Genomic DNA, 24,906 nt, shown 5'->3' on the forward strand with positions numbered 1-24,906 from the left:
CCGTTCCGGCCCGGCCCGACGTCGAGGCCGATCAAGACCGAAAGCCGTCCCTATGGGGCAACGGCCTGCCGCTACGGTTGCGTCATGGATCCTGGGAACGCGTTCGCCGGCGAAGAGCTTTCCCCGGCGTCCAGCCCTGGGACGTGGTGTATGACGCGTTGTGGGTGTCGCACAGCGAGTTCTGGCTGGCTGCGAGTGACGGGCTGGGCGGCGGGCGCTGTAGCTGCCGGGCTGGTCGGCGGTGCGGGGTCAGAAGGTGCGGGGGGTCACCAGGCCTGATTCGTAGGCAAGGACGACGAGCTGGGCGCGGTCGCGGGCGTTGAGCTTGGTCATGGCCCGGTTGATGTGGGTCTTGGCGGTCGACGGGCTGATGACCATGCGGCCGGCGATCTCGTCGTTGGACAGACCCTGTGCGGCGAAAGTGACCGCTTCGCGTTCACGGCTGGTCAGCTCCTCCAGGCCACTGCCGGCGGGGGTGGGACGCGGCTGCATGACGTACCGGTCGATGAGTTTACGGGTGATCGCGGGCGCGAGCAGGGCATCGCCGCGGGCGGCGACGCGCACGGCGTGCAGGAAGTCCTCCGGCACGATGTCCTTGACGAGGAACCCCGCGGCACCGGCGCGCAGCGCGTCGAAGACGTACTCGTCCATGCCGTAGTTGGTCAGCATGACGACGTGCACGCCGGACAAGGCCGGTTCCGCGGCGATACGCCGAGTTGCTTCGATGCCGTCCATGACGGGCATCTGGATGTCGATGAGCGCGACATCGGGCAGGTGCTTGCTGGCGAGCGCCAGGCCCTCCTCGCCGTCGGCGGCTTCGCCCACTACCTCGATGTCGTCTTCGAGGTCGAGCAGTGCGCGGAATCCGCTGCGCAGGAGCGGCTGGTCGTCGACCAGGAGGACGCGGATCACGACGCTCCGTTCGTGGGGAGTTCGGCCTGGACGGTGAAGCCGCCTGCGCTGCGGGGCTGTGTGCGCAGGCGGCCGCCCAGGGCTGTGACGCGTTCGCGCATGCCGAGCAGTCCTAGGCCGGGCGTCGGCGCGAAGTCCGGCGTGGTCTTTCCGTCATCGTCGACACGGATGGCGAGGGTGCCTGGCTGGTAGTCGATGAGCACCGAGGCGGTGGTGGCGGCGGCGTGCCGGGAGACGTTGGTGAGCGACTCCTGAACGATGCGGTAAGCGGTGCGGCCTACCGCGGCCGGCACGGCATGCGGATGGCCGTCGATCGTTAGCGCGGCGCGGATGCCGGTCGCTTGGAACTGTTCCACCAGGTGGGGGATGTGATCGAGTCCGTGCGGTGGGGTGAGGTCGTCGTCGCGCAGCGCCTCAAGGGTCGCGCGCAGCTCCCGGCTCGCCTCCCGGCCGGCTTCCTGGATTGCCAGCAGGGCCTGCGGCACCTGCTCGCCCCGCCGCCGGGCTACGTGGACAGCGACCTCGGACTGCACCTTGATGACTGAGATCTGGTGGGTGAGCGAGTCGTGCAGTTCCCGCGCGATACGCAGCCTCTCCTCGTCGGCCCGGCGCCTGGCAGTCTCTTCGCGGGTCCGCTCGGCTTCGTCCGCCCGCCGTTCGGCCTGCCGCACCGCCTCGCCGGCGGCAAAGGCGGCGATCAGCCAGGCGATCTCCAGGGTGGTTCGAGCCTGTGACACGACCTCACGCGCAGGACCACCGGGCAAGAGCAGGGAGGTGAGCAGGAGAACGGCCAGCAGGCCTACGGACACGGTCAGGGTGACGGCGCGGTGCCCGGCGCGTACGGCGCTGTACACCGCGACCAGGTAGGAGACGGCGAGCACCTCGAACCCGGCCGCCTGGTAGCCCACCGCGGACAGCCCGGCGACGGCCAGCACCACGAGTGGTGCCTGGCGCCGCGCGGCCACCGCCAGCGCGCCGGCCGCCAGCAGCGCCACGCCGAGCAGCTCCCGGCCCCCGGAGGGGTGGGGCCCGGACAGCCCGCCGGCAAGCACCAGCGCCGTCACACCCACGGCGATCGACCAGTCGGTGACCTTGGCCGGAACTGCGAACCGCCCCTTGTTCATGGGTGCACCGTAGCCGGATGCGATGACGGGCGAGTCCGGCTCATGGACGAGCGGCCGACTACCGCAGTCGCGGTACTTACGCGCCGCCTGCCGCATCCGCAGTAGCCGGATACGGCAGCGGCGGGAGGGGAAAGAGACTGCGCCTGTGGGACGACCGGCAGGAGAGCCAGAGCGCATGCTCAAGGCACATCACAGCTCGGATTCGGCGACGGAGAAGGGAAGCGCGGTATGAACGCTTCAGCAGTGCTGATGACAGCCGCAGAGGGCGGGATCATCGGCGACGGGCGGACGGGGGCCAATCTGGCTCTCGGGGTAGGGCTGCTCGGCCTGGCGATCGGCTGGCTCGCCCTGGCCCGCGTCGGCGGCCGGATCAACACCGGCAGCGCGCGCACCGGAGGGATCGCGGCCGTTGCGGTGGGGACGGTCGGCACCGTCCTCGCGGCGTTGCACCTGGCCACCTCCAACGGGGGTCCCGGCACCGGCAACGGGCTCGTCGGCGCCGTCGTCGCTGTCCCGCTGGGACTGGGCGGCGTGTTCCTCGGCCGCCTGGCACTGACGCGCCTGCGCCGCGCCGGCAGACCGGCGCCGATCGGATGACCGGGCCACCGCCGGGTCACGGCTGGGTGCGGCCACCGTGTCACCCAACCCGTTGGCAGCGGCGCCAAGGGCCGGGAGAGGCCGTCGGGCGTCGGGCGTCGGGCGTCGGGGAGCCAACGGACAGCAGCGTGCCCCGGTGTGACGCAGGGCTCGCGGCGGACTGGTGGGCGGTCGGTCTCGACGGCGACACGGCGGTGCGCCGATCGTCCAGCGCGTGGTTGAGGCGTTCGTCGGTGAGCTCGTCACGGGTGCGGGAGCCGTCGGGGACGGTGCTGACGATGTCGCAGTCGCGCAGGCAGACCGGGCGCTTCGGCAGGCAGGTCCGCGAGACACCGTTGGATGCAACGCCACCGCAGGTACCGGTACGCTCCTGCGCACGACCGCAGCCTCATCAGGTCGGCCCAGGCCCGGGCCAGGCGGGGAACTTCGTATGGCCGACGCTCCACGGTTCACCCGATCGTGGACCAGCCCGGGGGCACTCGGCCGGGGAGCGCGAAAAGCCAGCGCCCCCTTTGCCGGTGCCCCCGGTTCCGCAACGATGTGGGGGCAGGTCAGGCCGGGTTGATGTTCTCCGCCTGGGGGCCCTTCTGGCCCTGGGTGACGTCGAACGTCACGGTCTGGCCTTCCTGGAGCTCACGGAAGCCCGAGGAGTTGATCGCCGAGTAGTGGGCGAACACGTCCGGGCCGCCACCGTCCTGGGCGATGAAGCCGAAGCCCTTCTCCGCGTTGAACCACTTCACAGTTCCCGTAGCCATGTTCATGCCTTCCAGTCGATGGACGCCTCCCACACGATGCGGAAGGCGGAGGTGATCGCCCTGGTTCCTGCGGCACAGCACAGCAAAACGCCCACGCCGAAGGCGTGGGCAAAGGGAACTTCCGAACCACGACAGCTGACGCAGACGGTACACGCCCGCACACCCCGTCACCAGAGGAAAGGCACCCGCTGGGTGAGTGCGTGGCGGCCGGCCGACGGGTGCCGTCTCAGGCCGCGGCCGGCGGGTGGGCCGTTTCGGCGGCGCGCCGGTATTCGGCGTTGCTGCGCTGCGCCTCTTCGAGCTGGTCCTCGAGGACGATGATGCGGCAGGCGGCCTCGATCGGTGTGCCCTGGTCGACGGGTTCCCGGGCGCGGGCGGCGATACGCAGTTGATAGCGGGAGTAGCGGCGGTGGCCGCCCTCGGAGCGCAGGGGGGTGATGAGGCGGGCTTCGCCGATGGCGCGGAGGAGGCCCTGGGTGGTGCCGAGCATCTCGGCGGCCAGGCCCATCGTGTAGGCGGGGTAGTCGTCGTCGAGACGGCCGTTACCTACTGTGCCGGGTCCGCGAGCGGCCTCCGACATGAATGTGCGGACGTGACGACACCTTCGTGATGCAGGCGCGAGGCCGTCTCGCTCGGGTGTCGGACCGGTCTGGCACTGTCGGGCAGAACTGACCGGCGGCTGGCCGGCGGCCCTGATGACAGGAGGTCCCCGATGCTGCCGCGCCCTGGCAGGACTTCTGATGAGGCGCTCGAACTCCTGAAGAACGTGCCGGATCAGGGTCTGAACGACGTGCAGAACTCTGTGCCGCATCTCTTCCCGTCCGGAGACGAGGAGGACGCCGTACGGCGCGCACTCACAGGATCAAGCATCTGTGCCATGTGGTGAACCAGTACGACCATTGGACGCTCCAGGCGACACCGCCGGGTGCCGGGTGACGAGCCGCGCGCAGTCTCCAGGCCCAAAGCCTTGTCCAGCACATCGGCGAGCGCGTCCCACCTGGAGGGCCAGCTCGTCGCGTGTAACTCTGCCATGGACTCCCTTGACCGCATCAACGCCCTGGTGCACTCCCTCACCGAGCTCGCGGACCGACCACGGTGTCCGCGGGGACCGGCTCGCACGACGATCAGCGAGTATCAGCAGGCTGCCGAAGAGAAGAGGCGTGAGCACGCCGCACGGGTCTCGTACTGGGTCGACGTCCAGACTGACGGCACACCACGCCTCCACCTGACGAACAGGTCGCCCGATCCGATCGCCGACGCCCCCATGCTCTTCTATACCGACCAGCCGGGGCACACCAGTGCAAGCGGGTAGGTGGTATCCGTCGTCAAAGCGCCCAGTGTGCCGCCTTGTTCCGACTCGGTCCTCACTTCGAACGGCATGCGATTCGGCGCGTACGAGAACGTGACTCACCCTGCGGATGGACGCCTCCTTCCTGGGTGACTTGCAACGGCTCACACAATGAGCCAAGTGGTCAGTGGCTGACCGAGCGGGAGCCAGGTCGACGGCCATGCGCTAAGTGTTCGACTGAAGCCTGTGGGCGAATCTCTGTGTGTTCAGGACCGCTCGTTGCAGTCCGGCCCGACGAGGCGTGCCCCTACTGCCAGGACCATAAGCACTGCGGTGCAACCGCCTAGCAGCATGACCGCGGACGGAGATGTGCGGTCCAGGATGACTCCCCCTACGAGTGCACCAATCGAGATCGTTGCCTGAAAAGAAGCCGTGAACAAGACCGATGCCGCTTCCGGAGCGTGCGGTGCCGCCTTGGAGAACCAGGTCTGCGACGCGACTGGTACGGCGCCATACGCGATGCCCCACACGATCAGCAGCATCACTGCGCCGGTCTCCCAGCGGCCCAACGCTGGAAGCAGGAGAGTCACCGTGGCGATCAGGGCGGCCGCGAGCCCGAAGACGCTCCGCGGATACCGGGCCACCCAGGCGCCGCCCAGGAAGTTGCCGAGGATGCCAGCGGCACCATAGAGCAGCAAGAATGCAGTGATCAGACCACCGCTGGCGTGGGTGACCTGTTCCAAAAATGGTGTCACGTAGGTGTAGGTGCCGAAGTGAGCCAGCACAACAAGGAACGTCAGCAGGAGTGCGAAGCGAGTGTTGACGCTGCGGAGCATGCCGCCCAGGACGCCCAGTCGTGTGGCCCGGACCGGAGGAAGCGGTGGAACGAACAAGAGCAGCATGATCAGTACACCGACTGTCAGAGCTCCCATGACGGTGAAGGCCGTTCGCCATCCAGCAAGATCTCCGATGAGGGTGCCCGCCGGCACGCCGAGGACGGATCCCAGCGGGACGGCAGAGAAGATCACAGCAGTTGCCCTGCCGACCGAGGCCGGCGGCACCAGTCGTTCCGCCAACCCGGCTCCGATCGACCAGAAGCCCCCAATCGTGATCCCGACCATGATCCGGGAGGTCAGTACGAGCCAGTAGTCGGGTGCCGCGGCGGCAAGAAAGTTCGCCAGTGCCAGCAAGAGCATGAAGACGCACAGCATCAGTCGGCGGTCGAAGCGTGCCGTGGCCACGGTGACAAGCGGAGCGGCGATCGCCGCCAGAAAGCCCGGCATGGTCATCACCAGTCCAGCCATCCCGTCCGAGACGGTGAAACTGGATCCGATCGAGGTCAGCAGACCGATCGGCAGGATCTCTGTGGTGACGATGGCGAAGATCCCCAGCATCACCGAGACCACAGCCAGCCACCCCATCAGCGGGGACCGAGGGGGTAAGAGTTTGCCGTTGACTGAAGCTGTGGTGGTTGCCGGCATGGCGTTCCGTCCTGTGAAAGGCAGCGCGTTTCGTGATCAGTTCAGCAGGTCTCATCGAGAGGTGGCTGGCAGATCTGCGACTGCACCCTTGCCCTTCATGGGTGATGTCGCATTCCGGCTATCAACGGCCAACGCAGTGAGGTGGCCTTGGCCCTAGCTGTGGTGCCCGCAGGGGGGGGAGCATTCTGATCACATGGGGGCTTCACCGTGGATCGTGTCGGATGAGCTGTGGGAGCGGATCGAACCGCTGCTCCCTTGCAAGCAACGGCGGTTCCGGTATCCGGGGCGCAAGCCCGTGCCGGACCGGAAGGTTCTCTGCGGCATCTAGTACGTGCTGCACACCGGCGTTCAGTGGGAGTACCTGCCCACCGAGAGGGGCTTCGGGTCGGGCATGACCTGTTGGAGACGACTACGAGACTGGAATCAGGCCGGAGTCTGGCAACGACTGCATGAGGCACTACTTGCCGAGCTCAATGCCGCAACGCGGCTCGACTGGTCGCGCTGCGTTGTCGACTCCAGTCACGTGCGAGCGTTGAAAGGGGGGATCCACACAGGCCCGTCGCCGGTCGACTGGCGCCGGGCGGGCCGGCTCCAAACACCATCTGATCACCGACGGGCGCGGCACTCCGCTCGCGGTCATCCTCACCGGAGGCAACCGCAACGACGTTACCCAACTGCTGCCGCTGCTCGACGCCATCCGGCCAGTCCGCGGCCGGGTCGGCGGTCCCCGCCGCAAGCCTGACTCACTGTTCGCCGACCGCGGCTACGACCACGACATCTACCGCGACAAGGTTCGTGCCCGCCGAATCCTGCCCGTCATCGCCCGCCGCGGCACACCCCACGGCAGCGGACTGGGTGTCTACCGCTCTGGGTGGTAGAGCGCACGTTCGCCTGGCTGCACGGCTTCCGACGTCTCCGGGTGCGCTGGAAAAGGCGGGCCGACATCCCCGAGGCGCTCCTCAAACTCGCCTGCTGCCTCATCACCCACCGGCAACTCAGCTCATTATGTCAGCTGTTGTTACACCGATCGCGACGGAGCGCTGCGGAAGCGCCATGGCTCAGGCCTTCTCACCCAGCCCACCGAATCGGAGTTCACCACCGAACCAGGGCTGCCAGGCGCCGTACTGGCCGTACAACCGGAGTCCCTGAAGGGCTGCTCCTGAAGGGCTGCTCAGACGATGTCGGCTTGGCACCTTCAACGACGTAAGCCGACCGGGCGGGCTTCCGCCGGGTTGTGAAGAGGCCCCCTACTGCCCCGCGAAGGACTGCGGGAGGGCATTGCGGATGGCGGTGATGAGGGTCCGGCTGGTGCTGAAGGTGGCGGCCATGGCCTGGGCGGGGTGGGTACCGGCCTGCTGGTGGAGGACGACGCCGAGGATGAGACGGGGGGTTCCACCGATGTTCTTGGTGGCGGCCCACATGAGGTTGCCGCCGGCCGGGGTCGAGGAACCGGTCTTCAGACCGATCACCCCGTCCTGGCCAAGGAGCCTGTTGCTGTTGCGGATCTGCACACCGGTCCCGGGTGCCGTGACGGCGGGCGTGGCGACGATCCTGCGGAAGGCTTCGTTCTTCATGACGGCGCGGGCGAGTTTCAGCTGGTCCCTCGCAGTGCTCTTCGTACTGGACTCAATGCCCGAAGCTCCCGTGTAGTCCGTGTGGTCCATGCCGAGTTTCGAGGCAGCCTCGTTCATCTTCCTGGTGAACTCCTCCTGGCTGCCCGCGTCCCAGCGGGCCAGAAGCCGGGCCACGTTGTTGCCGGAGGGCAGCATCATGAGCTCCAGAAGCTGACGCTGCGTGTAGTCCCGGCCGGCAACGAGAGGTGCCGTCGACTCCGTTGCGGAGTACGACTCGTCGGCGGCCTGCTGGTCGGCCGTTATCTTGATGCCCTGCTCGTCCGCGGACATCGGGTGATCGGTGAGGATCACGTGGGCGGTCATGACCTTGGTGATGCTGGCGATCGGCACCGGTGTCTGCTCGCCCCTGGTCCCCAGGCTGCCGAGGCCGTCGACTTCCGCGCTCGACTGCCCTTCCGCCGGCCACGGCAGGTCCGCCGCCCAGCTCGGGACGGGGCCTGCTGCGGTGCCCGCGGCGCCGGGGCCGGTAAGCCCTGAGCCGGAGAGCTCATTCCCGGCGAAGGTGTACCAGCCGGCCGCGCTGCTCAGGAGGAGGGCGGCGGACAGGTACGCGACGGCAGGCAGGCGCAGAAGGGCGCGGCCACGGCGGGGGCCGGCGGACATGGGAGCGGGCATGGGAGACCTCCAAGGCGGGACGGGTGCGGATCGGGGCACCTGAATTCACCTTCGAGGGCTCGCACTTCCGAAGGAGCGCGCCCCCGTTTCCGTCGCCAGGGGGTCTTGTTGCGGTTACGTTTCAGACGGGGAAGGAAACAGGTCGAGGGTGGCGGTCGCACCTGCGTCGGGGTCGTTGGCGAAGGTCAGCCGGGCTCCGAGGACACCGGCCTGCCCCAGCGCGATGGTGAGTCCCAGGCCGTGACCGCGTCCCCGCGCGGAAGTCCCCGTACGGAAACGCTGCGGCCCTTCCTCGAGAAGCGCCGTAGGCATGCCGGGCCCGTGGTCCCGCACCACGATCCGCCTGCCCGTGACGGTGACCTCCACGGGGGCCGCTCCGTGACGGTGAGCGTTGGTAACCAGGTTGACCACGATCCGTTCCACCCTCCGCGGGTCGGTCTCCACCTCAGCGGCGTCTCTGAGCGTGACGAGGGTCTGCGACCCGGTCCGGCGTACGACGTCGACCACCAGCTCCCCCAACGGCACCACATCGGTCCGCGCCCGCTCAGCCCCGGCGTCGAGCCGGGAGATCTCCAGGAGGTCCTCGACCAGAGCGGTCAGTGCCAGGGCCCGGTCGCGTACGAGTTCAGCCGCTTCGTCGTCCCGCGGGAGCAGTTCGGCGGCGGTGGACAGGCCCATCAGCGGGGTGCGCAGTTCATGGGCGACGTCCGCGGTGAAACGCCTCTCGTTCTCGAGCTTGCGCTGCAGGGTCCCGGCCATCACGTCCATGGCGGCCGACATCTCGGTGATCTCGTCACGGGCCCGGCCACGGCGGCCGATCCGGGCGTCGAGGTCGCCGTCGGCGATCGCGCGGGCGGTGCGGGAACCGTGACGCAGCCGGCGGTTGATCGGCTCGGTGGCCAGGGCGGCGAGCGGCACGATGACCGCGAGGGCGGCCAGCACGGCTTTGATGATGCTGCGGTCCAGGAGCTGCAGGCTGCGTACCTCGGCACTCATGTCCGTCCGGGCGACCAGTACGCGGTCGCCCTCGACGGGCATGACCGCCCACAGCCAGTACCAGTTGGGGGGCTTCTTGTCGTACCAGGTCGCGTACAGACCCTTCGGGTCCTTGGCCGCCAACGCGCGTGCGAGGGGCGCGTCCAGTTGTTGGGGCGTGAGGATCTCGACGTCGAGAGGCGCGGTGCCGGTGCGGGTGTACTCGCGCTCCGCCGCGGACAGGCGGGCGCCGACGCGCTGTTCGCCGGTACGGTCGCCACGCTCGGCCATCGCCTGGTGGACGAGCACGCCGATCACCGCGGCCACCGCGCAGCAGGCGGCCGCGGTCAGGCCCGCGATCTTCCAGCGCAGGGCGCGTGGGTTGAAGAGTGCCATGGGCCGTGGTGGTCTCTCAGTCACGGACGAGTTTGTAGCCGAACCCGCGGACCGTCTCGATCCGGCCGGCTCCGATCTTCTTGCGGAGGCGCAGGACGCAGAGGTCCACGACCCGGGTGTCGCCTTCCCACCCGTAGTCCCAGACATCACGGAGCAGCCGCCGGCGATCCAGCACGATGCCGGGTGCCGCGGCGAACTGGAGGAGGAGGCGTAGTTCGGTGGGGGTCAGCGGGACGGGATGGCCCTCGCGGTGCACTTCCAGACCGATGGTGTTCACGGTCACGTCGCCGAAGACCAGCAGCTTGGGGGGCACTGCCCCGGCCTGGCCCAGGGGCATCGCACCAGCTTGGTTAGAGGTCGCCGCACCGGCTTGGTCGGCACGTGCGCCGGTGTCCGGGGGGCGGATGGAAGGGTTCTGTGCTTGTTCAGGTCGCTGGAAGCTCGCACGGCGCAGCAGCATACGGATACGGGCGACGAGGACAGCGGTGTCGACGGGTTTGACGACGTAGTCGTCGGCCCCTGCCTCCAGGCCCGCGACGACATCGAGGGCATCACCACGAGCGGACATCATCAGGATCGGAACCAGGCTCTCCTCCCGAATCCGCTGACACAGCCCGATTCCGTCGAGCTCGGGCAGCATGACGTCCAGAATCAGCAGGTCATGGGCGCCGGCCCGGAACGCCTCCAGGCCGGCCAGTCCATCCTCCGCCACCGCGACCACGTAGCCGTAACGCTCCAGGAAGAGCTGGACAGAGCGGCGGATGGCGGCATCGTCCTCGACGACGAGAACACTGACAGAGCCGGGTACACGGTTGACCGACATGTCACCTATCTACTCATGGGCGGGCAAATGTTGAGCTGTCATGGTAAGCAGCCGGCCGGGGGGTGCAGGCGGCCGGGTGGCGGGTAGTCCCGTCAGCCGGGGGCGGCGGACAGTGCAGTCAGCCGGCCCGGACGGTGCAGTCGTCAAGACGGGCCGCCTGGTCACAGCCGCAGCGAGGCCGCGACAGGGAGGTGGTCACTGCCCGTGGCCGGCAGCGACCAGGAAGAGACGGGGCTCACTCCCCTGACGAAGATCTGATCGATGCGGACCAACGGGAACGACGCCGGCCAGGTGAATCCGAAACCAGCGCCCGCCTCCCCCTGCGCGGAGCGCAGCTGCGAAGTCAGCGGCCTCAGCGCAGTGTCCTCGCCCGTACCGTTGAAGTCACCCACCACCACGACTCGGGGCAGCCGCTCCGCCCGCACGACCTCGGCGAGGTTCCTTCCCGCCTCGTTGCGGCGGGCAGTGGCAAACCCGGCGGCCGGGGACACTCGTACCGACGCGAGATGAGCGGCGAACACAGCGACGGGCCCCTTCGGAGTATGAACGGTGGCCCGCACCGCACGCGTCCACGGCATGATCGGCACCGGTTCCACTTCGCGCAGCGGATACGTACTCCACAGCCCTACACCCTGGTGCACCGAGTGATACGGGAAGTCCGCGGCCAGCTCACGCTCGTACACGGGTGTCGTCTTCGACGACAGCTCTTCCAAAGCAAGCACGTCCGCCCCGGACCGGGCCAGCGCACGCGCAGTCCGCCCGGGCTCACGGTTCGCCTCGCCCACGTTATGAGTGACCACGACCAGGTCTCCGCCGGCGGAGGTCTTGTCGACGACCACACCACCGAAGAGAGAGACCCACGCGACCGCGGGCGCGATCACGGCTACCGCCGCGACCCGGGAACGCCGAACCACCGCCCACGCGAGCAGCACGGGGACACACAATCCAGCCCACGGCAGAAACGTCTCAAGCAAACTGCCCAGGCCGAACCCGTTCGGGACCTGCGCGTGCAGCACCATCAGCAACGCACCACACAACGCCGTCACGGCGATCAACCGGTCGCTGCGACCCGCGGGGATCCAGCCCGCACGACGCGACCGTGCACCGTCCTCATACGGGGCAGCCGGGTCAGACGGCCCCGCCTTCGGGTCGACAGAGCCCGCCAAGACCGCGGATCCCGTCCGGGCAGCGGGTCCCGCATGGCCGGTGGGTCCCGCATGGCCGGTGGGTCCCGCATGGCCGGTGGGTCCCGTGGGGGCGGCTGACCCCGTCTGAGCGGCAGGCGCCACCTGGACGGTCGCGTCGGGGCGGTGGGGAGTACTCGGCATGGCAACAACCTCCGGCATCACGTACACCGGGCATCGGGTACAGACACACGATCACGCGGCCACACTTCCGGCCGACCCGGGCACCGCTTCCAGCGCCCCACAACCATGTTTCAAACACGTATCGGCCCCGAACCGCCAGAACCGTTGAGGGCGCCGGCCGCCGAGGGCAGTGAGGGTGATGGCGTTGAGTTCGAGGCCGGCCGCGGGTGGACGAGGTCGCTGATGTGTTCGCGGCGGTCTGAAGGGTGTTGCAGAAGGTCCTGCTTCTGCAGGCCGAAGTGGCTTCTGGCCTGCTGATTCATCGTGTCATGGCGAGGTTGTGCATAGTGGCGACGGCCTGGAGGCGTAGTGGAGGCGTCTCCTTTCTGGCGGCCCTCGCGGAAGGGCTTCCCGTTCTTCATCCGGGCGGAGGTGTGCTCGACGCGGGCCCGGACCTGTCGGTGTGTTCGGCGTTGTCCTCCTCCTGGCCGCGCAGGAGGGCGTCCGGCTCTTCTGCGGTGCGGGAGGATCCGGCCGGTGCCGAGGTAGGTGCCGTCCGCGATCGCCGTCGTCCCGGCGGCCGTGGCCGGCAGGCCCGGCTCCCGCCACACGTGAGCGTCGGCCATGTTGCCCGGCGCGGGCCGGGCTGAGGCGATGACCGGGCGGCTGTCCGCGTCGATGATGACCTGCACGTTCGCCGAGAACCGGTGGTTGCCACGGCATCCCGGCGGTCCCTGTCCAGCGCAAGGCCCGCTGCGAGTACGAGAACCGCATCAGCGTGCTCGCGCGACCGGGACCATGATCGTTCTCAGCGCCAAGCGCCGTATCGATGCTCCAAGCGCCGCCAATCGCATCGGATGCGAACTGGCGACAGTTGATGTGTCGCCACGAGCGAGGGCGGACGACACCTCGCTGAACAGGGACGTCGGATGCGTGATCTGAAGCCTTCGACGATCCGCGCGTACTCCGCGGCCATCCGCTCCTTCTGCCACTTCGCTACCGACCCCCTCTACGAATGGGCCACCACGTGTGAAGGGCGCTTCGGCTCCCATCCGGTCCAAATCGTGCACGAGTGGAACACCGCGGTGCACGTCCAGGACAACGAGTCCGATGCGAAGAAGCGCGCCTGCACAAAGGCCGAGCTGCACGCCTTCTTCGCTCACTGCGACGACGAGGTGGCCCGCATCCGGGCCTTCGGCCGCAAGCGCTGGCTGCCCCTGCTCCGCGACGCGACGTTGTTCAAGACCGCGTACGCCTTTGGCACGCGACGTAACGAAACACGGATGCTGGACGCCGCTGACTTCGACCGCACCCCTCACGGAGCCGAGTACGGCGAGTCCGGTCTGTGCCGCGTCCGGTTCGGCAAAGCCAAGAAGGGCTCACCGCACAAGCGACGCACAGTGCTGACCGTCTGGGACTGAGCCCCCGACATCCTGGACGAGTGGTTCCCGAGGTCCGGCCGCTGTTCGGAGGTGAAGGGAGCCCGGCCGCCTGGCCCTCCGAGCGCGGACTGCGGATCGGCTGCCAGCGGCTCAACTCCCGGTTCATCAACAGGTCATGGCCGCGCTCTGCGACATCTGCTCCTCCACGCCGGCAGACCTGGTCACCACGACCGCCGAGAACGCCGGAGTCCGCAAGACCGCGACCGGTGATCTCCCTGCCTTGCCGACGGCGGTCGCGAAACTGCGGCCCTGACCGGCCCGAATCCTCCCCGACGAATGAGCCCCGCCTACACCCCCGAGGAATGCGAACGCTGGCACAAGAAGACGTGCCCGCCCGCTGTCAACGCCACGGCTGGTTCGCCGCCCGCTGGCCCGACGGCTATGTCTGCCGCACCTGCCACGACAAAGCTCTCTGCGCTCGTGGAACCTGTCCCGAATGCCGAATCGAGCGTGCTCTTCCGGGTCTACGGCCCGGCGACCGCACGCCGATCTGCTCCGACTGCGCGGGCTTCATGATGTCCTATCGATGCTCCCACTGCGGAGAGGAAGGCAAGCTGCACAAGAGGCCGGCTCTGCACCCGCTGCATCGTTGCCGACCGGCTGTCCCAGCTACTGGACGAGGGCACCGGCCGCATCCGCCCGAACTCGTTCCGCTGGCCGACTCGCTCCGCACCATGGACAGCCCGTTGTCCGGCCTCGGCTGGCTCGACCGGAACAAGGAACGCCCCGATTCCACCGCCGACTGGCAACGCAGACTGGCCACCGGCGACATCGAGCTGACCCACAAAGCCTTCTACAGCCTCGAACCCTCGCGGGCCGCTGCCCACCTGCGGGAACTCCTCATGTCCTGCGGTGTCCTACCCCCGTCGACATGCCGCTAACCAGGTTAAGCAGGCCACAGCCTTCCTCACCTGGCTCGCCGCCCGTGATCACACCCTAGGCACCTGCGGCCAGACCGGCATCGACGCCTGGCACACGGAGCAGAACGAGTACACCCGCAACACCATGCGAGCCTTCCTGCTCTGGTGCTCGGCCAGCAAGCTCACCCGAGCCTTCCGGCCACCCCCGGCCCACATCCGCCGGGCCACCCCGATGCCGCAGCCCGAACGACTGGAACTGATCGGGCACCTCTTCGCCGACCCGGACCTATCGCTTCGTATTCGGGTCGCGGGCGTGCCCGCGCCGGTCGCCGCTGAGGCTCCCGGCTGTCACCGGGTCACCACAGCCAAGCTCTCGTCCGAGACCGGAGGCACTTGGAGCCGATACGTCGCCGGAGACCCCCGGCTGGACCCCACAGAGCAGTACCTGAATCCGCGGTCGGCCGAATGAACCTGCTACTCCGCAGGAAGAGGACTCAACGGGACCTGGGACAACGCCCAGCGCGTGAACGTGAGCAGATCCTCGCCGACGATGTCCTCAAGCCGGTCGAAATCCTCCGGCAGTACGTCGAGCAGGAAGTGCTCGACTTCCCGGTCGGCCCGCTTGATCAGGACGAGGCAGCGATAGCAGGGCTTGGGAGGACGCTCAAGAAGGATCGCTCGCAGAGACCCCGTCGCATCGTCGGCCAGGTACTGATCCAGCCATGCAGGCTCGCGTCCCCTGCCGAGGTTGAGGCGCTCGCTCTTCGAACTCAGCTCTCCGAGGACCTGCTTGTTCACACGCTTGATCTCTTTGGGGACGTTCAGCGGCATGAAGGCAGGTTATCCACTAACGGCCAGAACGCGAGGGGCTGCCAGCGCAGACCATGACCTGCGGCGCCCCAGCACACAGGGACCGCACCGACGCTTTGGCAGCAATACTCGCGACAGTTGAATACGCGAGCCCACCAGTATCGAGGCCGGGGAGGGCCGTGAGTTCAGGGGGGCACTGAAGGGGCTTCAGTGGGAATCCGAGGGTCGGATGGTGTGCTCTGCGGGGATCGATCGGCGGGTTCGTCTCCAGCTCACGGTGAGGCATCCACATCTGCGGGCGTCATCGCCTCGTGAAGATGGGCTTCAACCGGGCCCAGGTGCTGGTCATAGGCCAGGATGATTTCGTCCGCGAGATTGAGGACACGGATGCTCCCTCTCGCGAACCGCAGAGCGATGCCGACGGCGAAGTCGAGGTGGTCGTGCCGGTAGCGGATCTCTCGGGTGGAGAGGATCTGCCGGCCGACGAACCGGGTCATGGGGAAGTCGGGTAGGTCGTCCTCGACCGTGGTGTGGCCGTATTCGTCCATGTCGTAGGGGCCATGAGGCTGGTCGACCTCCATGGACAATCCATCGCCCGGCGTGTGGAACCGGACGGGGCCGACGCCGTCCATATGCAGCCACATGTGCAGGAGAGAGGGCTCGGTCTCCTCGTAGTGGTGCCAGGACGTCGTCACCTTCAGCAGGCGTCTGCCGACCAGGTCCTCAGCATTGATCATCGACCGATGCTGTCACAGCGCTCAACGACTCGGCACGGGTTTCCAGGAGGCGCCGGGCCGAGTCCGCGTGGCGCATCGCGGTCTTCTCGTCGCGTTCGCCCGCCCGGGGACGGCCCCGTAACCGCCCCGCCTCGACGGCATCCTGCGCCCCTCGGCCACCGGGGGCGGTGGGGTGGACTTCCCGCCGTCAGGCGGGGTCGTTCGACGGGGCCGGCGTGACGGAGACGGGCGCCGTCAGAGCTGCGAGCTCCAGGGATCTCAGCATCGCTTCCCGGTCCGCCGGCACGTACTCGTCCCCGGCGGCGGCCGCGTCCAGCACCTCCCGGACCTGGGCGGACGTGAGGCTGCGCGCCTCGGCCGCGGCCAGCAGACCATCCGCCCGTCCCCGGGGCAGGCCTCGTTCCGAGGCGATCAGGTCCCGCAGCGCTTCCTCGCGCACCGCGAAACGGCTCATTCCACAGTCGAGGCCGTCATCGTCCAACTCATCCGGGTACGGCGCGCGGGCCCAGGCACCGTTCTCGTACCAGTACACGCAGCCCAGCTCCCAGCCCTCCAGCAGCCGGCGCAGGCGGTCATACGGCAGCCAGTCCGGCCCCTGCGCCAGCATGTCGATCGGGGGCTCGTGCCATTTCACGGCACTGGACTCGTCCTCGCCGTACAACAGGTAGCGGCCCTCTCCCACCTGCTGGAACGTCCACCAGGTGCAGCCACGGTCGTCGAGATGCAGACCCTGGCCGTCGATCCACGTGCCGCTGCGGCGGCCGCCCCGGGCCTCCGCCTCCGCCGTGGCCTCCAGTACGGCGGCCAGGGCCCAGCGCGCCCACAGCACTTCGGCTGCCGGCAGGTCCTCCGGCCGGCCAGGCCTGTCGATCGCCATTCCGTCCCCCAGTCCGTCCATTACTCGTACGGCGTCCCGCACGATCGCAGAACCGTGATCGTAGAACAGTGCCGGGACGGATCCGGAACGGACGGGGCGGCGAACGGTGCGGAGGCGGGTTCGACCGCGGTCGTCGTGCCACCACGAAACGATCGTCGCCGCTCGAACGGACCTGGCTGCCGCCTGGGTGACCCCCGCCGGCTATGGCCCGGCCGCCTCCGGGATCATCACCGCCAGGTGCTCGTTTCGAGTGGGCCGTCGCCACGTGGCGCTGAGGCCGTCCTCGAGTCGGCCGCGAACCGCGACGTACGCCCGCCGGAGCGGTCAGAGCCGGACCGTCCAGCTGACCGTGGACCTCATCGTTCGGGCGATGCCGCGGTCCCGCACCGAAGGCGTGCGGTCCTCGGCCGTGAGGGACAGCGTGTGCTTCCGGAGATCGAGCAGTCGCAGGGCCAGGTCGGTCACCCGCACGTGGCTGCGGCCCGCGAGGGCCTTCATCTCCCGCCCGTCGAGATACCAGCGGATCGTGAGTTGGCGCCCGTCCACCCCCGTCAGCCGGGGTACGAGGGCTTTGGCGGTGTCGCCCGCGCGGAGGGTACGACCGGTGGCCGTGACGGGGGAGGCGATGCGCGCCTCGCGGTAGAAGCCGGCGATCATCGCCTCCACTCCGGGCAGGTTGAAGGGCTTGCCGAGGGAGCGCATCAAGGAATCCTCGGTGGGGCGCCGCAGCCCGGTGACGTAGTAGCCGCCGCCTTCGTACGCGCCGACGATGCCGCCGTCGGGAGACTGCTCGCCGAGCCAGCGGTGCCACTTGGTGCCCCGGTCGGCCATGCCGTCGGCGGTGAGGGTGGTGATGTTGGAGTCGGCGGGCTCGGGGCCCAGGTACCGCTCGTAGCCGGGGTAGTCGGCATAGAAGTACTCGTCGGCGAGCTTGCCCAAGGAGTGGCCGGTCTCGTGGAGCGCGACCTGGCCGGACTTCTCGTTGCCTGCCGAGGCCGTCGATATGCCCTCGTAGCCGAGGGTCTCGCTGCGCTCGTTGTAGCCGGCGCCGCCGTACTTGGTGCTGTTGGCGAGGACGAGGACCAGGTCGGCCTCCGGCGCCTTCGCGACGTACTCGTCGACCTTGCCCTGGTCGACGCAGAGCAGCCGCTCGATCTCGTCGCACCAGAAGTACGAGCCGAGGGCCGTGTCGCGGACGGTGTCGGGTGAGGGGTCGCCGGAGACGCCTGACTGGTTCGAGACGGCGTCGACGGTCCACACGTTGAAGAGGTTGCGGTAGGTGGCGTAGGGCTCGACGGCCGTCAGCTCGGCCCATTTCCTCTGGGCGTCGGCGTGGAACCGGGGCAGTTCGGCGAGGGTGTAGCCGTCTCCGACGACGACGATGTCGAGGCGGTCGGCGGTGGGGCCGTTGTCGACCGTCTTGGTCACCTCGCCGTCGGCGGCCACCTCTGTCGACGTCAGGCGTGAGGCCGTCCGGTTCCGGCCCTCCGACGGCACGTGCGTGTGGCCGGAGCCGGCGACCGTCCCGTCTTCCGGACCCGGTATCTCGACCGCGACTCCGGCCGTGCGCGGTGCCGGCGGGGCCGCGGCGGCGCCGCCGGGTGCGGCGGCGAGTACGGCCGTGAGGGCGACGGTCACTCCGACCGTCATGGCCCCTCGTCGTGCTGAACGCATGAAATCAGCCCCTTGGCAGGCGAGTTAAGTGAGGGAGTAACTATGCTGAACAAGTCGCTTAACCTAGGGGGCGGGCGGGGGCGTGCGCAATGCCTACTGCTTCTGGATACTGAGGAGTTCACGAACCAGGGGGTCCTCATGGACGATCCGGCCGCGATCGGCCGCCGAGTGCAGCGACTGCGCGCCGAACGCGGTCTGACGCAAAGGCAGTTGGCCGATCCCTCGTACACCCCCGCGTACGTGTCGACGCTGGAGTCGGGCCGGGTCAGGCCCTCGGAGACCGCGCTGCGCTTCCTCGCGGAGCGGCTCGGTACGTCGTACGAGGAGCTGGCCACCGGCAGGCCCGCGCACCTCGCCACGGAGCTGCGGCTGGCTCTCGTCGAGGCGCGCCGACAGCTGGCCACCGGCACGGCGGAGGAGGCCGCCGAGCGCTACCGGTGCCTGCTCACCGACGCGGAGCACCTCGACCTCGTACCCGAGCAGGCCGAGGCGCTGCTCGGGCTCGGCGACTGCGCCTTGGAGACCGGACAACTGGTGGACGCGCGGCACCACTTCCACGCCGCCGAGCGGCTCCTCGCCGAGGAGCCGCTGCCACGCCGCGCACGCGCTGTCCGGGGCCGTGCCGTCGCGCACCTCCTGGCCGGCGAGCTGCGTTACGCCTGCTACCTCCTCGAATCCGCCATCGACGAGCTCGGAGCGAGCGGCCTGGCTGACCCCGAGGCGCTGGTCGTCCTGTACGCCGCCGTGATCGGCCCGTACATGGACATGGGCGCCCACGCTCGGGCCGCCCACGCCGCCGAGCTCGCCCTCGCGCTGGCTCCACAGGTCGACGACCCGGCACTGGTGGCGGGCATGCATCGCCAGGTGGCCCGCACCTTCCTCGCCGAGGGGCGCACGGCTGACGCGGACGCCTCACTGGCCAAAGCGCAGGCGATCTACCAACAGCTGAGCCTGCGTACCGACCTCGCGCACTGCCACTGGATGCGTGGCTACGTGCTGGCGCAGAGCGGAGAACTGACAGCAGCTGAAACGGAGTTGCGTGCCGCCCGGGACATGCTGAACGTCAGACGTGCGGCGCTGTTCACCGCGCAGGTCGAGGTGGAGCTGGCGGATGTCCTTCGGCGGCTCGGACGGCACGACGAGGCGTCGGATCTGCTCTCGGCGTTTCTCGAGCTGGGTGACCGGCACGGCGCGGTGCACGCGGGGGGCGCGCACCGGCTGCTCGGGCTGATCGCCGAGGAGCGAGGGGACAGCGAGACCGCAGAGGAGCACTACGTCACGGCCCTGGGGCTGCTGGAGCGCAGCGGCGCGAGCGGCGACCTCGCCGATCTGTGCCGTCTACTGGGCGACCTTCTGCGCCGGGGCGGCCGTACCGAGGCCGCCCTGGACGCCTACCGTACGGGGCTTGGTCACCGGTCGCCGCCCGGCACGACGACGCTGGGGCCGGCTCCGACGACACCGGCGTTCCTTCGGCGCTGAACGGGCAGCCGACCGTGCACTTCGGCATGGCCGGGCGGTTGCCCGGGTGAGCAGCGGGCCCAGGTGTACTGGCCCCGGTGTTGTTGACGCAGTTGAGGGGTGGGCGTCCGTCGAGTGCGGGGTGGCAGCGGTCGGTTCCAGACGGCGATGGCGGTGCGTCGGCGTTCGGCGGGCAGGATTTCGCCGAAGGCCAGGCGGGAGTGGTCGTCCGCCCGCCGCACGCCACGACGACGGCCGTTCCCACGCGTGGGCCGTCGGTGCGGAAGGCCGGGCTGGGCTGGTGCGGCTGATGCATAGGGGGGCCGGCTGCGGGCAGCCGTGCCTGGACTGTGCTTGCGCGTCAACTGGGCGCTTCTTGATGGGGGTTGTGCTGTGAGGGGATTGCTGCGTGCTTCGGTGAGAGAGGCGGCTGTCGTTGCCGCGGCAGGCGCACTGCTGGTCACCGGGGTGGCGTCACCGGCCTCGTCGGTGGCGACGCCTGCTTCGCCGGCTACGGCGATGCCTGCGGACGCTACGTTCGGCTACCGAGCCAATCCAGGCTATGACAGTTCCGTGTCGGGAGCCACGGCCAAACCGCCGTTCAAGAGACTGTGGGCGCGCGACCTCGGGTCGGTCGTATCCGCACCCGTAGCGGTCGGGGGCCGGGTATTCGCGGTCGTCAACGCCGACCAGGGAGGTGAAGGCGGTCCTCGGATGGAGCTTGTCGGACTCGACGCGGCTACGGGCAAGGCCTTGTGGCCGCAGAAGTCGCTGACCCGCGAGCCTGCCGCCACCGTGACCTTCGGCGGCGGGCTCCTCTATACGCAGACACTCAGTGGCCAGGTTCGCGCCTGGGACCCTGTCAGCGGGGCTCTGAAGTGGACCGTCGACCTCGAGAACGGCCTGTGCCAATACCCGCCCACCTGGTACGGCAACGTCCTCTACACGCAGAACGGCCGCGGCAAGGCCGTGGCCCTGAGGGCGGAGAACGGCCAGCGGCTGTGGGAGGCGCCCCTGGTGGAGAACGGCTGGGCTCCTGTCGTCGTCGACGAGGTGGGCGTCTGGATCGGGTTCGACAACCTCGCCTACCAGCTCCTGGACAGGGCCACCGGCAAGGAACTGCGGCGATTCGACGTTCCCGACATGTCCGGAGGGGGAAACAACCCCGTCGCGTTGGGAGCCGGGGCGCTGTGGCTGCGCAACAGTTTCAGCGACGACTCCAACGCCGTGGCCTACGACCGCCGGACGGGAACCGTGCTGCGCCGCCTGCCCGCCGACGCTACACCGGCCTTCGGCACGAACCGTGTGTATGTCGCCAACCGTGGCGTCGTGCGGGCCCTCGACACCAGCGCCGGGTACGCCACGCGGTGGACCTACACGAGTCCTCGGCAGGCCGCCACGGTCCGCCTGGTTGCCGGCGGCTTCGTCTACGTGCAGGACGGCACCGGGGAGCTCGTGGTCCTGAACGAGAAGACCGGGGTGAAGGCGTGGTCCTACCGTCTCGGGGCCGAACCGCACCCGATGGAGAACGTGGTCGCGGAGGCGGACTGGAACGGTTGGACAGTCCCCGGCCTGGCGACGGCGCAGGGCCGGCTGTTCGCCCCGGCCCAGGACGGCGTGCTGATCGCCTTCGGCCAGGCGTGAGCGCCCTGCTGGCGGGGAGGCTCCAGGCGGCCAAGGCCCGACTTCAGACCGGGGCCTGAAGGTGTCCTTGGCCTCCGCATGGGCGACGACGGTGTCCTGGTGGGATACGCGGTGGCGCTGCCCGGCAAGACGGCGGGAAACCGCAGTCAGCCTGTCCGGTTCTCCGGGAGCCCCCGCGCGTACCAGGCCGCGGCCGTGGCAGTCCCCCAGGCTGTGAGGGCGCCTCCGGAGATCCTGATGTGCTCCGGAGCGGATCAGCCTTGGTCGGAGTCCTGGCTGACTGCGAGCAAGGCGGCGGGGGGCGGGAGCCCTCGACGCCGTTTCCGCGAGCCGGAGTTCCTGACCGCCGACGAATGAGCCTCGTCCGGCGCTCCACGGTGTGCGCCCAGAGGTGGGCGGTGGTGGGCGGGGTTCTCAGGCGGTCTCCGGAATCGGGTGTTCCTCCACGGAGCGGGAATCGGTGGGGCTCAGTGCACCGCCGGCGGCGATCAGGCCGACGACGACGGCGAGGAGGGCTTGGGTGATGCGCCCGCCGTGGAAGGAAGGAAGAAGGACGCGACGAGGTCGCTGCTCCAGGTGCCGACGGGGAGCCGTGCAGGCGCCACTGACCTGCCTCGAGGGTGACCTTGGTCGTGCTCTCCTGCCGTTGCGTGTCTCGGAAAGCGCCGCTTCACACGGCTCGGGTCAGTCGACCGTCGTCGCCTGTGTCGCGTCCGGTGTCTGTTGGGCGGTCACGCGGTGGGACGGCGGGTCCACGGCACTCCGGCTCCCGGCGGGGGCGGCGCCGACGGAGCCTGTCAGCGTGACGCCGAGGGCGGCCAGGGCGGCGCTCTTGGCGAGCAGTCGCCGCGGGCGGTGGGGCGACCTGGTCATCGGCTCCGCCTTCGTGGGTGTGGTCCGCCCGCTCGGGAGCGTACCGGGCGAGCGGCGGATTCCGGACGGGCGGGCGGGGCCCCCGGGCGCCGGCACCGGCTGTGCAGCGTGCCGGGCGTCGTATGCGTCGGGGATCGGCAGCGCGGCCAGTGCTTGCTGGCAGGTGCGGGCGTCGGGACGGCTGGAGGCCTCGTGCGCCGTCATGGCCTTCAGCAGCTCGCCGAGTCCCGGGGGGAGTCCGTCGGGCAGCTGCGGCGGGCGGTGCAGCCGTGCGAGCGCCGCCTCCAGGGGCCGGCCGTCGTACTCCCGTTCGCCCTTGAGGGCCTCCAGGAGCACGAGTCCGAGGCTGTAGACGTCGGCCCGCGGCCCCGTGGTCAGGCCGAGTGCCTGTTCCGGTGCCATGTAGCAGGCCGTCCCGACGAGGGTGTCCTCGCCGTCGCTGGCCGGGGCGGCCGCGCTGCCCGCGGCGTCGTCGGGCTCGGCCGCAGGATTGTCGGTGGTGGCGAAGCGGCGGGAGATCCCGAAGTCCGTCAGGCGCGGGGCGTCGGTCGGGTCCAGGAGGATGTTCGACGGCTTGACGTCACGGTGGACTATTCCTGTTCCGTGCACATGGGCGAGTGCGGAGGACAGCGCGACCCCCATGCGGCAGGTCTCGGTCACCGAGAGCGCGCAGCGGGCGAGGCGCCGGCGCAGGGTCGTCCCTCTGACGAGCTCCATCACCAGGAAGGGGCGGCCTTCGTCGCGACCGGAGTCGAAGAGGGTCACCAGACCGGGATGCTGCAACTGGGCCAGGAGACGCCCCTCGTTGTCGGAGTGCTGCTCCGTCCGGGTGTCGCCGCGGCGGAAGACCTTCACCGCGACGGGCCTGCGCAGCCGGAGGTCCACGGCTTCGTAGACGTCGGCCGCTCCTCCTCTCCCCAGCAGGCCGTCGAGCCGGTACCGGCCGGCGACGGCGTGAGCCGTCAGCCGGGAGTCGGGTTGGACGCGCCACGGACGGACCTGCATCTCGGTGCTCCCTGTGTTCCGTTGCCGCCTTCTGCCGTCCGCCTTCTCGTCGGCGGCGGTGTGCCGCCTTTCGCCCCCGCCCGGTGCGGACCTACCGGGCCCGGAGCGGTGGTCGCCTCCGAACGTCGCGGCCGTGCGGCCGCCGCGTGCGGACCTCGCGGTACGGCTGCCCCGGATGCGCCGGGACATCCCTGAGTCGTCCGCTCATTCGGCCGACGCGGGTGGTCGGCCGCGTTCGTGCGGTGGAGGACGCCTGCCGGATGTTCCCGGGGGCGGCGTGAACTCCCCGCGCCGACGCGGGTCGTTCGCGGTGTCGGAGGTTGTCGGGGAGCGGGCGCCGATGCGCCCGCCCGTGCGTCCGCGCGCCCCTGCGTGAGGGATGGCCGTGGCCGGATCTCGCCTCCACGATGAAGCGCGTCCCGTCCCGCTCGGAGGCAGGCGGGACGCTGCGCGTTCGGCGGCGCGAGGGGGCCGGTCCGGCCGCGCGTCCACTTCGGCGATCCGTACGGGGGGATCCATGGGCAGGCGCTGGTTGATCACGGGGTGTTCTTCGGGCCTCGGAAGAGCGTTGGCCGCCGCGGCGGCACGGGAGGGGCACGAACTCGTGGTCACCGCCCGCAAGACAGCGGACCTGGAGGACCTCACCGCCGCCTGGCCCGGACGGACCGTCCCGGTCCCGCTGGAACTCCGGGACCCGGCCTCCTGCCAGGAGGCCGTCCGGACGGCAGTCGACCGCCTCGGAGGCATCGACGTCCTCGTCAACAACGCCGGCGTCGGTCTCTTCGGCGCGGTCGAGGAGGTGTCCGACGCCGAACTCCGGGAACAGTTGGAGATCCTGGTCGTCGGGCCCTGGAGACTCACGCGGCTCGCACTGCCCCTGATGCGGGCCCAGGGGCACGGCCACATCCTGAACGTCTCGTCCATCGTCGGCCGGATGGCCTTCCCGGGTCTCGGCGCCTACGTGGCCGCGAAGCACGCGCTGGAGGGCATGAGCGAGGCCCTCGCGGTGGAGGCGGCCCCGCACGGCATCCGCGTCACGGTCGTCGAACCCGGCATGTTCGCCACCCGCTACGGCACCGCCATGACGGAGGCCGCCCACCGGGTCCCCGCCTACGACGTGACCAACCGCGAGATGCTCGAAGGCGCGCGCGGGCTCGCCGACAGCCCCGAGACCGGACGTCCCGACGACTTCGCCGCGCGGGTCCTGGCCATCGTCCACACCGAGGGCCCCACGCCCCTGCGCATCCCGGTCGGCGCCGACGCGTACGGCTACCTGGACGTCGCGGAGCAGGCCGCCCGCGAGGAGTACGCCGCGGCGCGGGCTCTGGTCGACGGGCCGCCGCCCGCCGTTTGACGGACCGTCGCGCATCGCCCTCGGCCGCGAGGCCTGTGCCGTCGGGCCGCCAGGAGCGGGGCGCCTCTTCCGTGCGCCGCACCGTCTGCCGCGCCCGGGGGAGGCTTCCGCCCCGTCCCCACCGTCTGCCCCGGGGGCGGGGTCCGTCGTGCGGACCGGAGGCCATGCGCGGGGCTGTTGTTACCTGTGCGTTCCGCATAGGTGGAAGGTGACAGCGGCGACTTTCGGGGCCCTCGGGGGACGTGACAGCGTCGTGTCTGTCACC

General features: G+C 69.7%; 23 protein-coding genes and 3 pseudogenes. 9 read left to right on the top strand and 17 right to left on the bottom strand.

Features of this window, described 5'->3' with window-relative positions:
- Positions 1-249: 249 nt before the first annotated feature.
- Entirely contained in the window at positions 250-912 is a 663-nt protein-coding gene (locus ACIP84_RS00135; protein ID WP_401792634.1) for a response regulator, read from the bottom strand.
- A complete protein-coding gene (locus ACIP84_RS00140; RefSeq protein WP_401792637.1) occupies positions 909-2,036 on the bottom strand; it encodes a sensor histidine kinase in 1,128 nt (375 codons plus the stop codon). The genes ACIP84_RS00135 and ACIP84_RS00140 overlap by 4 nt, the downstream gene beginning before the upstream one ends.
- 228 nt (positions 2,037-2,264) lie before the next feature.
- Between ACIP84_RS00140 and ACIP84_RS00145 the strand changes: the two genes are divergently transcribed.
- Positions 2,265-2,633: a DUF6223 family protein gene (locus ACIP84_RS00145; protein ID WP_401792640.1), complete on the top strand. Its 369-nt coding sequence runs from the start codon at positions 2,265-2,267 to the stop codon at positions 2,631-2,633.
- 167 nt (positions 2,634-2,800) lie between these two features.
- Here ACIP84_RS00145 and ACIP84_RS00150 read toward each other — a convergent pair.
- The 4 genes and pseudogenes from ACIP84_RS00150 to ACIP84_RS00165 all read right to left on the bottom strand — a co-directional run.
- Positions 2,801-2,973: pseudogene (locus ACIP84_RS00150) on the bottom strand (transcriptional regulator); the annotation flags it as partial.
- Between the two features lie 211 nt (positions 2,974-3,184).
- Positions 3,185-3,388 carry a cold-shock protein gene (locus tag ACIP84_RS00155; protein WP_030224583.1) on the bottom strand — a complete coding sequence of 68 codons (204 nt, stop codon included), beginning with the start codon at positions 3,386-3,388 and terminating at the stop codon, positions 3,185-3,187.
- Between the two features lie 226 nt (positions 3,389-3,614).
- The gene (locus ACIP84_RS00160; RefSeq protein ID WP_401792643.1) at positions 3,615-3,968 is read right to left on the bottom strand and encodes a MerR family transcriptional regulator; all 354 of its coding nucleotides are present in this window, start codon (positions 3,966-3,968) and stop codon (positions 3,615-3,617) included.
- A gap of 974 nt (positions 3,969-4,942) precedes the next feature.
- Positions 4,943-6,157, bottom strand: coding sequence for an MFS transporter (locus tag ACIP84_RS00165; RefSeq protein WP_401792645.1), 1,215 nt, complete (start codon positions 6,155-6,157; stop codon positions 4,943-4,945).
- Between the two features lie 193 nt (positions 6,158-6,350).
- On the opposite strand from ACIP84_RS00165, the pseudogene ACIP84_RS00170 reads away from it, so the two are divergent.
- Positions 6,351-7,154: pseudogene (locus ACIP84_RS00170) on the top strand (IS5 family transposase); the annotation flags it as partial.
- 250 nt (positions 7,155-7,404) lie between these two features.
- Here ACIP84_RS00170 and ACIP84_RS00175 read toward each other — a convergent pair.
- The 5 genes from ACIP84_RS00175 to ACIP84_RS00195 form a co-directional block, all read right to left on the bottom strand.
- Complete coding sequence (locus tag ACIP84_RS00175; RefSeq protein WP_401792647.1) at positions 7,405-8,406, bottom strand: D-alanyl-D-alanine carboxypeptidase family protein; 1,002 nt, start codon at positions 8,404-8,406, stop codon at positions 7,405-7,407.
- A gap of 114 nt (positions 8,407-8,520) precedes the next feature.
- The gene (locus ACIP84_RS00180; RefSeq protein ID WP_401792650.1) at positions 8,521-9,777 is read right to left on the bottom strand and encodes a sensor histidine kinase; all 1,257 of its coding nucleotides are present in this window, start codon (positions 9,775-9,777) and stop codon (positions 8,521-8,523) included.
- Positions 9,778-9,793: 16 nt separating this feature from the next.
- The gene (locus ACIP84_RS00185; RefSeq protein WP_401792653.1) at positions 9,794-10,600 is read right to left on the bottom strand and encodes a response regulator transcription factor; all 807 of its coding nucleotides are present in this window, start codon (positions 10,598-10,600) and stop codon (positions 9,794-9,796) included.
- Positions 10,601-10,761: 161 nt separating this feature from the next.
- Positions 10,762-11,928: an endonuclease/exonuclease/phosphatase family protein gene (locus ACIP84_RS00190; RefSeq protein WP_401795561.1), complete on the bottom strand. Its 1,167-nt coding sequence runs from the start codon at positions 11,926-11,928 to the stop codon at positions 10,762-10,764.
- A 110-nt stretch (positions 11,929-12,038) separates the two neighbouring features.
- A complete protein-coding gene (locus tag ACIP84_RS00195; protein ID WP_401792655.1) occupies positions 12,039-12,599 on the bottom strand; it encodes a hypothetical protein in 561 nt (186 codons plus the stop codon).
- 237 nt (positions 12,600-12,836) lie between these two features.
- Here ACIP84_RS00195 and ACIP84_RS00200 point away from each other — a divergent pair, with 237 nt between their 5' ends.
- The 4 genes from ACIP84_RS00200 (at position 12,837) to ACIP84_RS00215 (ending at position 14,678) form a co-directional block, all read left to right on the top strand.
- Positions 12,837-13,328 (top strand): hypothetical protein, encoded by a 492-nt coding sequence (locus ACIP84_RS00200; RefSeq protein WP_355966231.1) that lies wholly within the window; start codon positions 12,837-12,839, stop codon positions 13,326-13,328.
- 136 nt (positions 13,329-13,464) lie between these two features.
- The gene (locus ACIP84_RS00205; RefSeq protein WP_355966228.1) at positions 13,465-13,602 is read left to right on the top strand and encodes a hypothetical protein; all 138 of its coding nucleotides are present in this window, start codon (positions 13,465-13,467) and stop codon (positions 13,600-13,602) included.
- Positions 13,603-14,023: 421 nt separating this feature from the next.
- On the top strand, positions 14,024-14,230 hold the full coding sequence (locus tag ACIP84_RS00210) for a hypothetical protein (protein WP_401792658.1): 207 nt from the start codon (positions 14,024-14,026) through the stop codon (positions 14,228-14,230).
- The gene (locus tag ACIP84_RS00215) at positions 14,202-14,678 is read left to right on the top strand and encodes a hypothetical protein (RefSeq protein ID WP_401792660.1); all 477 of its coding nucleotides are present in this window, start codon (positions 14,202-14,204) and stop codon (positions 14,676-14,678) included. Before ACIP84_RS00210 ends, ACIP84_RS00215 begins: the two co-directional genes overlap by 29 nt.
- A 5-nt stretch (positions 14,679-14,683) precedes the next feature.
- Here ACIP84_RS00215 and ACIP84_RS00220 read toward each other — a convergent pair whose 3' ends face one another.
- From ACIP84_RS00220 to ACIP84_RS00235, 4 genes are all read right to left on the bottom strand, one after another.
- Positions 14,684-15,040, bottom strand: a complete 357-nt coding sequence (locus tag ACIP84_RS00220) for a hypothetical protein (protein WP_355966221.1) — start codon at positions 15,038-15,040, stop codon at positions 14,684-14,686.
- Between the two features lie 251 nt (positions 15,041-15,291).
- On the bottom strand, positions 15,292-15,756 hold the full coding sequence (locus ACIP84_RS00225) for a hypothetical protein (RefSeq protein ID WP_401792663.1): 465 nt from the start codon (positions 15,754-15,756) through the stop codon (positions 15,292-15,294).
- Positions 15,757-15,943: 187 nt separating this feature from the next.
- A complete protein-coding gene (locus ACIP84_RS00230; protein ID WP_401792666.1) occupies positions 15,944-16,633 on the bottom strand; it encodes a hypothetical protein in 690 nt (229 codons plus the stop codon).
- A gap of 324 nt (positions 16,634-16,957) precedes the next feature.
- On the bottom strand, positions 16,958-18,283 hold the full coding sequence (locus ACIP84_RS00235) for a M64 family metallopeptidase (RefSeq protein ID WP_401792669.1): 1,326 nt from the start codon (positions 18,281-18,283) through the stop codon (positions 16,958-16,960).
- A 162-nt stretch (positions 18,284-18,445) separates the two neighbouring features.
- On the opposite strand from ACIP84_RS00235, the gene ACIP84_RS00240 reads away from it, so the two are divergent.
- Positions 18,446-19,786, top strand: coding sequence for a tetratricopeptide repeat protein (locus tag ACIP84_RS00240; protein WP_401792671.1), 1,341 nt, complete (start codon positions 18,446-18,448; stop codon positions 19,784-19,786).
- Positions 19,787-20,284: 498 nt separating this feature from the next.
- A complete protein-coding gene (locus ACIP84_RS00245; protein ID WP_401795564.1) occupies positions 20,285-21,409 on the top strand; it encodes a PQQ-binding-like beta-propeller repeat protein in 1,125 nt (374 codons plus the stop codon).
- Positions 21,410-21,823: 414 nt separating this feature from the next.
- Here ACIP84_RS00245 and ACIP84_RS00250 read toward each other — a convergent pair.
- Positions 21,824-21,999: pseudogene (locus ACIP84_RS00250) on the bottom strand (tetracycline resistance MFS efflux pump); the annotation flags it as partial.
- A 94-nt stretch (positions 22,000-22,093) separates the two neighbouring features.
- Positions 22,094-23,287, bottom strand: a complete 1,194-nt coding sequence (locus ACIP84_RS00255) for a serine/threonine-protein kinase (protein ID WP_401792674.1) — start codon at positions 23,285-23,287, stop codon at positions 22,094-22,096.
- Positions 23,288-23,804: 517 nt separating this feature from the next.
- Between ACIP84_RS00255 and ACIP84_RS00260 the strand changes: the two genes are divergently transcribed.
- Entirely contained in the window at positions 23,805-24,641 is an 837-nt protein-coding gene (locus ACIP84_RS00260; RefSeq protein ID WP_401792677.1) for an SDR family oxidoreductase, read from the top strand.
- Positions 24,642-24,906: the final 265 nt, after the last annotated feature.

Origin of the sequence: Streptomyces sp. NPDC088707, from assembly GCF_044752725.1 — a bacterium.
Lineage (GTDB): Bacteria > Actinomycetota > Actinomycetes > Streptomycetales > Streptomycetaceae > Streptomyces.

Bases quoted from the DNA above. Each gene is read 5' to 3' on its own strand.
- ACIP84_RS00140 (WP_401792637.1), bottom strand. From the start codon at position 2,036: ATGAACAAGGGGCGGTTCGCAGTTCCGGCCAAGGTCACCGACTGGTCG.
- ACIP84_RS00145 (WP_401792640.1), top strand. From the start codon at position 2,265: ATGAACGCTTCAGCAGTGCTGATGACAGCCGCAGAGGGCGGGATCATC.
- ACIP84_RS00155 (WP_030224583.1), bottom strand. From the start codon at position 3,388: ATGGCTACGGGAACTGTGAAGTGGTTCAACGCGGAGAAGGGCTTCGGC.
- ACIP84_RS00160 (WP_401792643.1), bottom strand. From the start codon at position 3,968: ATGTCGGAGGCCGCTCGCGGACCCGGCACAGTAGGTAACGGCCGTCTC.
- ACIP84_RS00165 (WP_401792645.1), bottom strand. From the start codon at position 6,157: ATGCCGGCAACCACCACAGCTTCAGTCAACGGCAAACTCTTACCCCCT.
- ACIP84_RS00175 (WP_401792647.1), bottom strand. From the start codon at position 8,406: ATGCCCGCTCCCATGTCCGCCGGCCCCCGCCGTGGCCGCGCCCTTCTG.
- ACIP84_RS00180 (WP_401792650.1), bottom strand. From the start codon at position 9,777: ATGGCACTCTTCAACCCACGCGCCCTGCGCTGGAAGATCGCGGGCCTG.
- ACIP84_RS00185 (WP_401792653.1), bottom strand. From the start codon at position 10,600: ATGTCGGTCAACCGTGTACCCGGCTCTGTCAGTGTTCTCGTCGTCGAG.
- ACIP84_RS00190 (WP_401795561.1), bottom strand. From the start codon at position 11,928: ATGCCGAGTACTCCCCACCGCCCCGACGCGACCGTCCAGGTGGCGCCT.
- ACIP84_RS00200 (WP_355966231.1), top strand. From the start codon at position 12,837: ATGCGTGATCTGAAGCCTTCGACGATCCGCGCGTACTCCGCGGCCATC.
- ACIP84_RS00205 (WP_355966228.1), top strand. From the start codon at position 13,465: ATGGCCGCGCTCTGCGACATCTGCTCCTCCACGCCGGCAGACCTGGTC.
- ACIP84_RS00210 (WP_401792658.1), top strand. From the start codon at position 14,024: ATGGACAGCCCGTTGTCCGGCCTCGGCTGGCTCGACCGGAACAAGGAA.
- ACIP84_RS00220 (WP_355966221.1), bottom strand. From the start codon at position 15,040: ATGCCGCTGAACGTCCCCAAAGAGATCAAGCGTGTGAACAAGCAGGTC.
- ACIP84_RS00225 (WP_401792663.1), bottom strand. From the start codon at position 15,756: ATGATCAATGCTGAGGACCTGGTCGGCAGACGCCTGCTGAAGGTGACG.
- ACIP84_RS00230 (WP_401792666.1), bottom strand. From the start codon at position 16,633: ATGGCGATCGACAGGCCTGGCCGGCCGGAGGACCTGCCGGCAGCCGAA.
- ACIP84_RS00235 (WP_401792669.1), bottom strand. From the start codon at position 18,283: ATGACGGTCGGAGTGACCGTCGCCCTCACGGCCGTACTCGCCGCCGCA.
- ACIP84_RS00240 (WP_401792671.1), top strand. From the start codon at position 18,446: ATGGACGATCCGGCCGCGATCGGCCGCCGAGTGCAGCGACTGCGCGCC.
- ACIP84_RS00245 (WP_401795564.1), top strand. From the start codon at position 20,285: ATGCCTGCGGACGCTACGTTCGGCTACCGAGCCAATCCAGGCTATGAC.
- ACIP84_RS00255 (WP_401792674.1), bottom strand. From the start codon at position 23,287: ATGCAGGTCCGTCCGTGGCGCGTCCAACCCGACTCCCGGCTGACGGCT.
- ACIP84_RS00260 (WP_401792677.1), top strand. From the start codon at position 23,805: ATGGGCAGGCGCTGGTTGATCACGGGGTGTTCTTCGGGCCTCGGAAGA.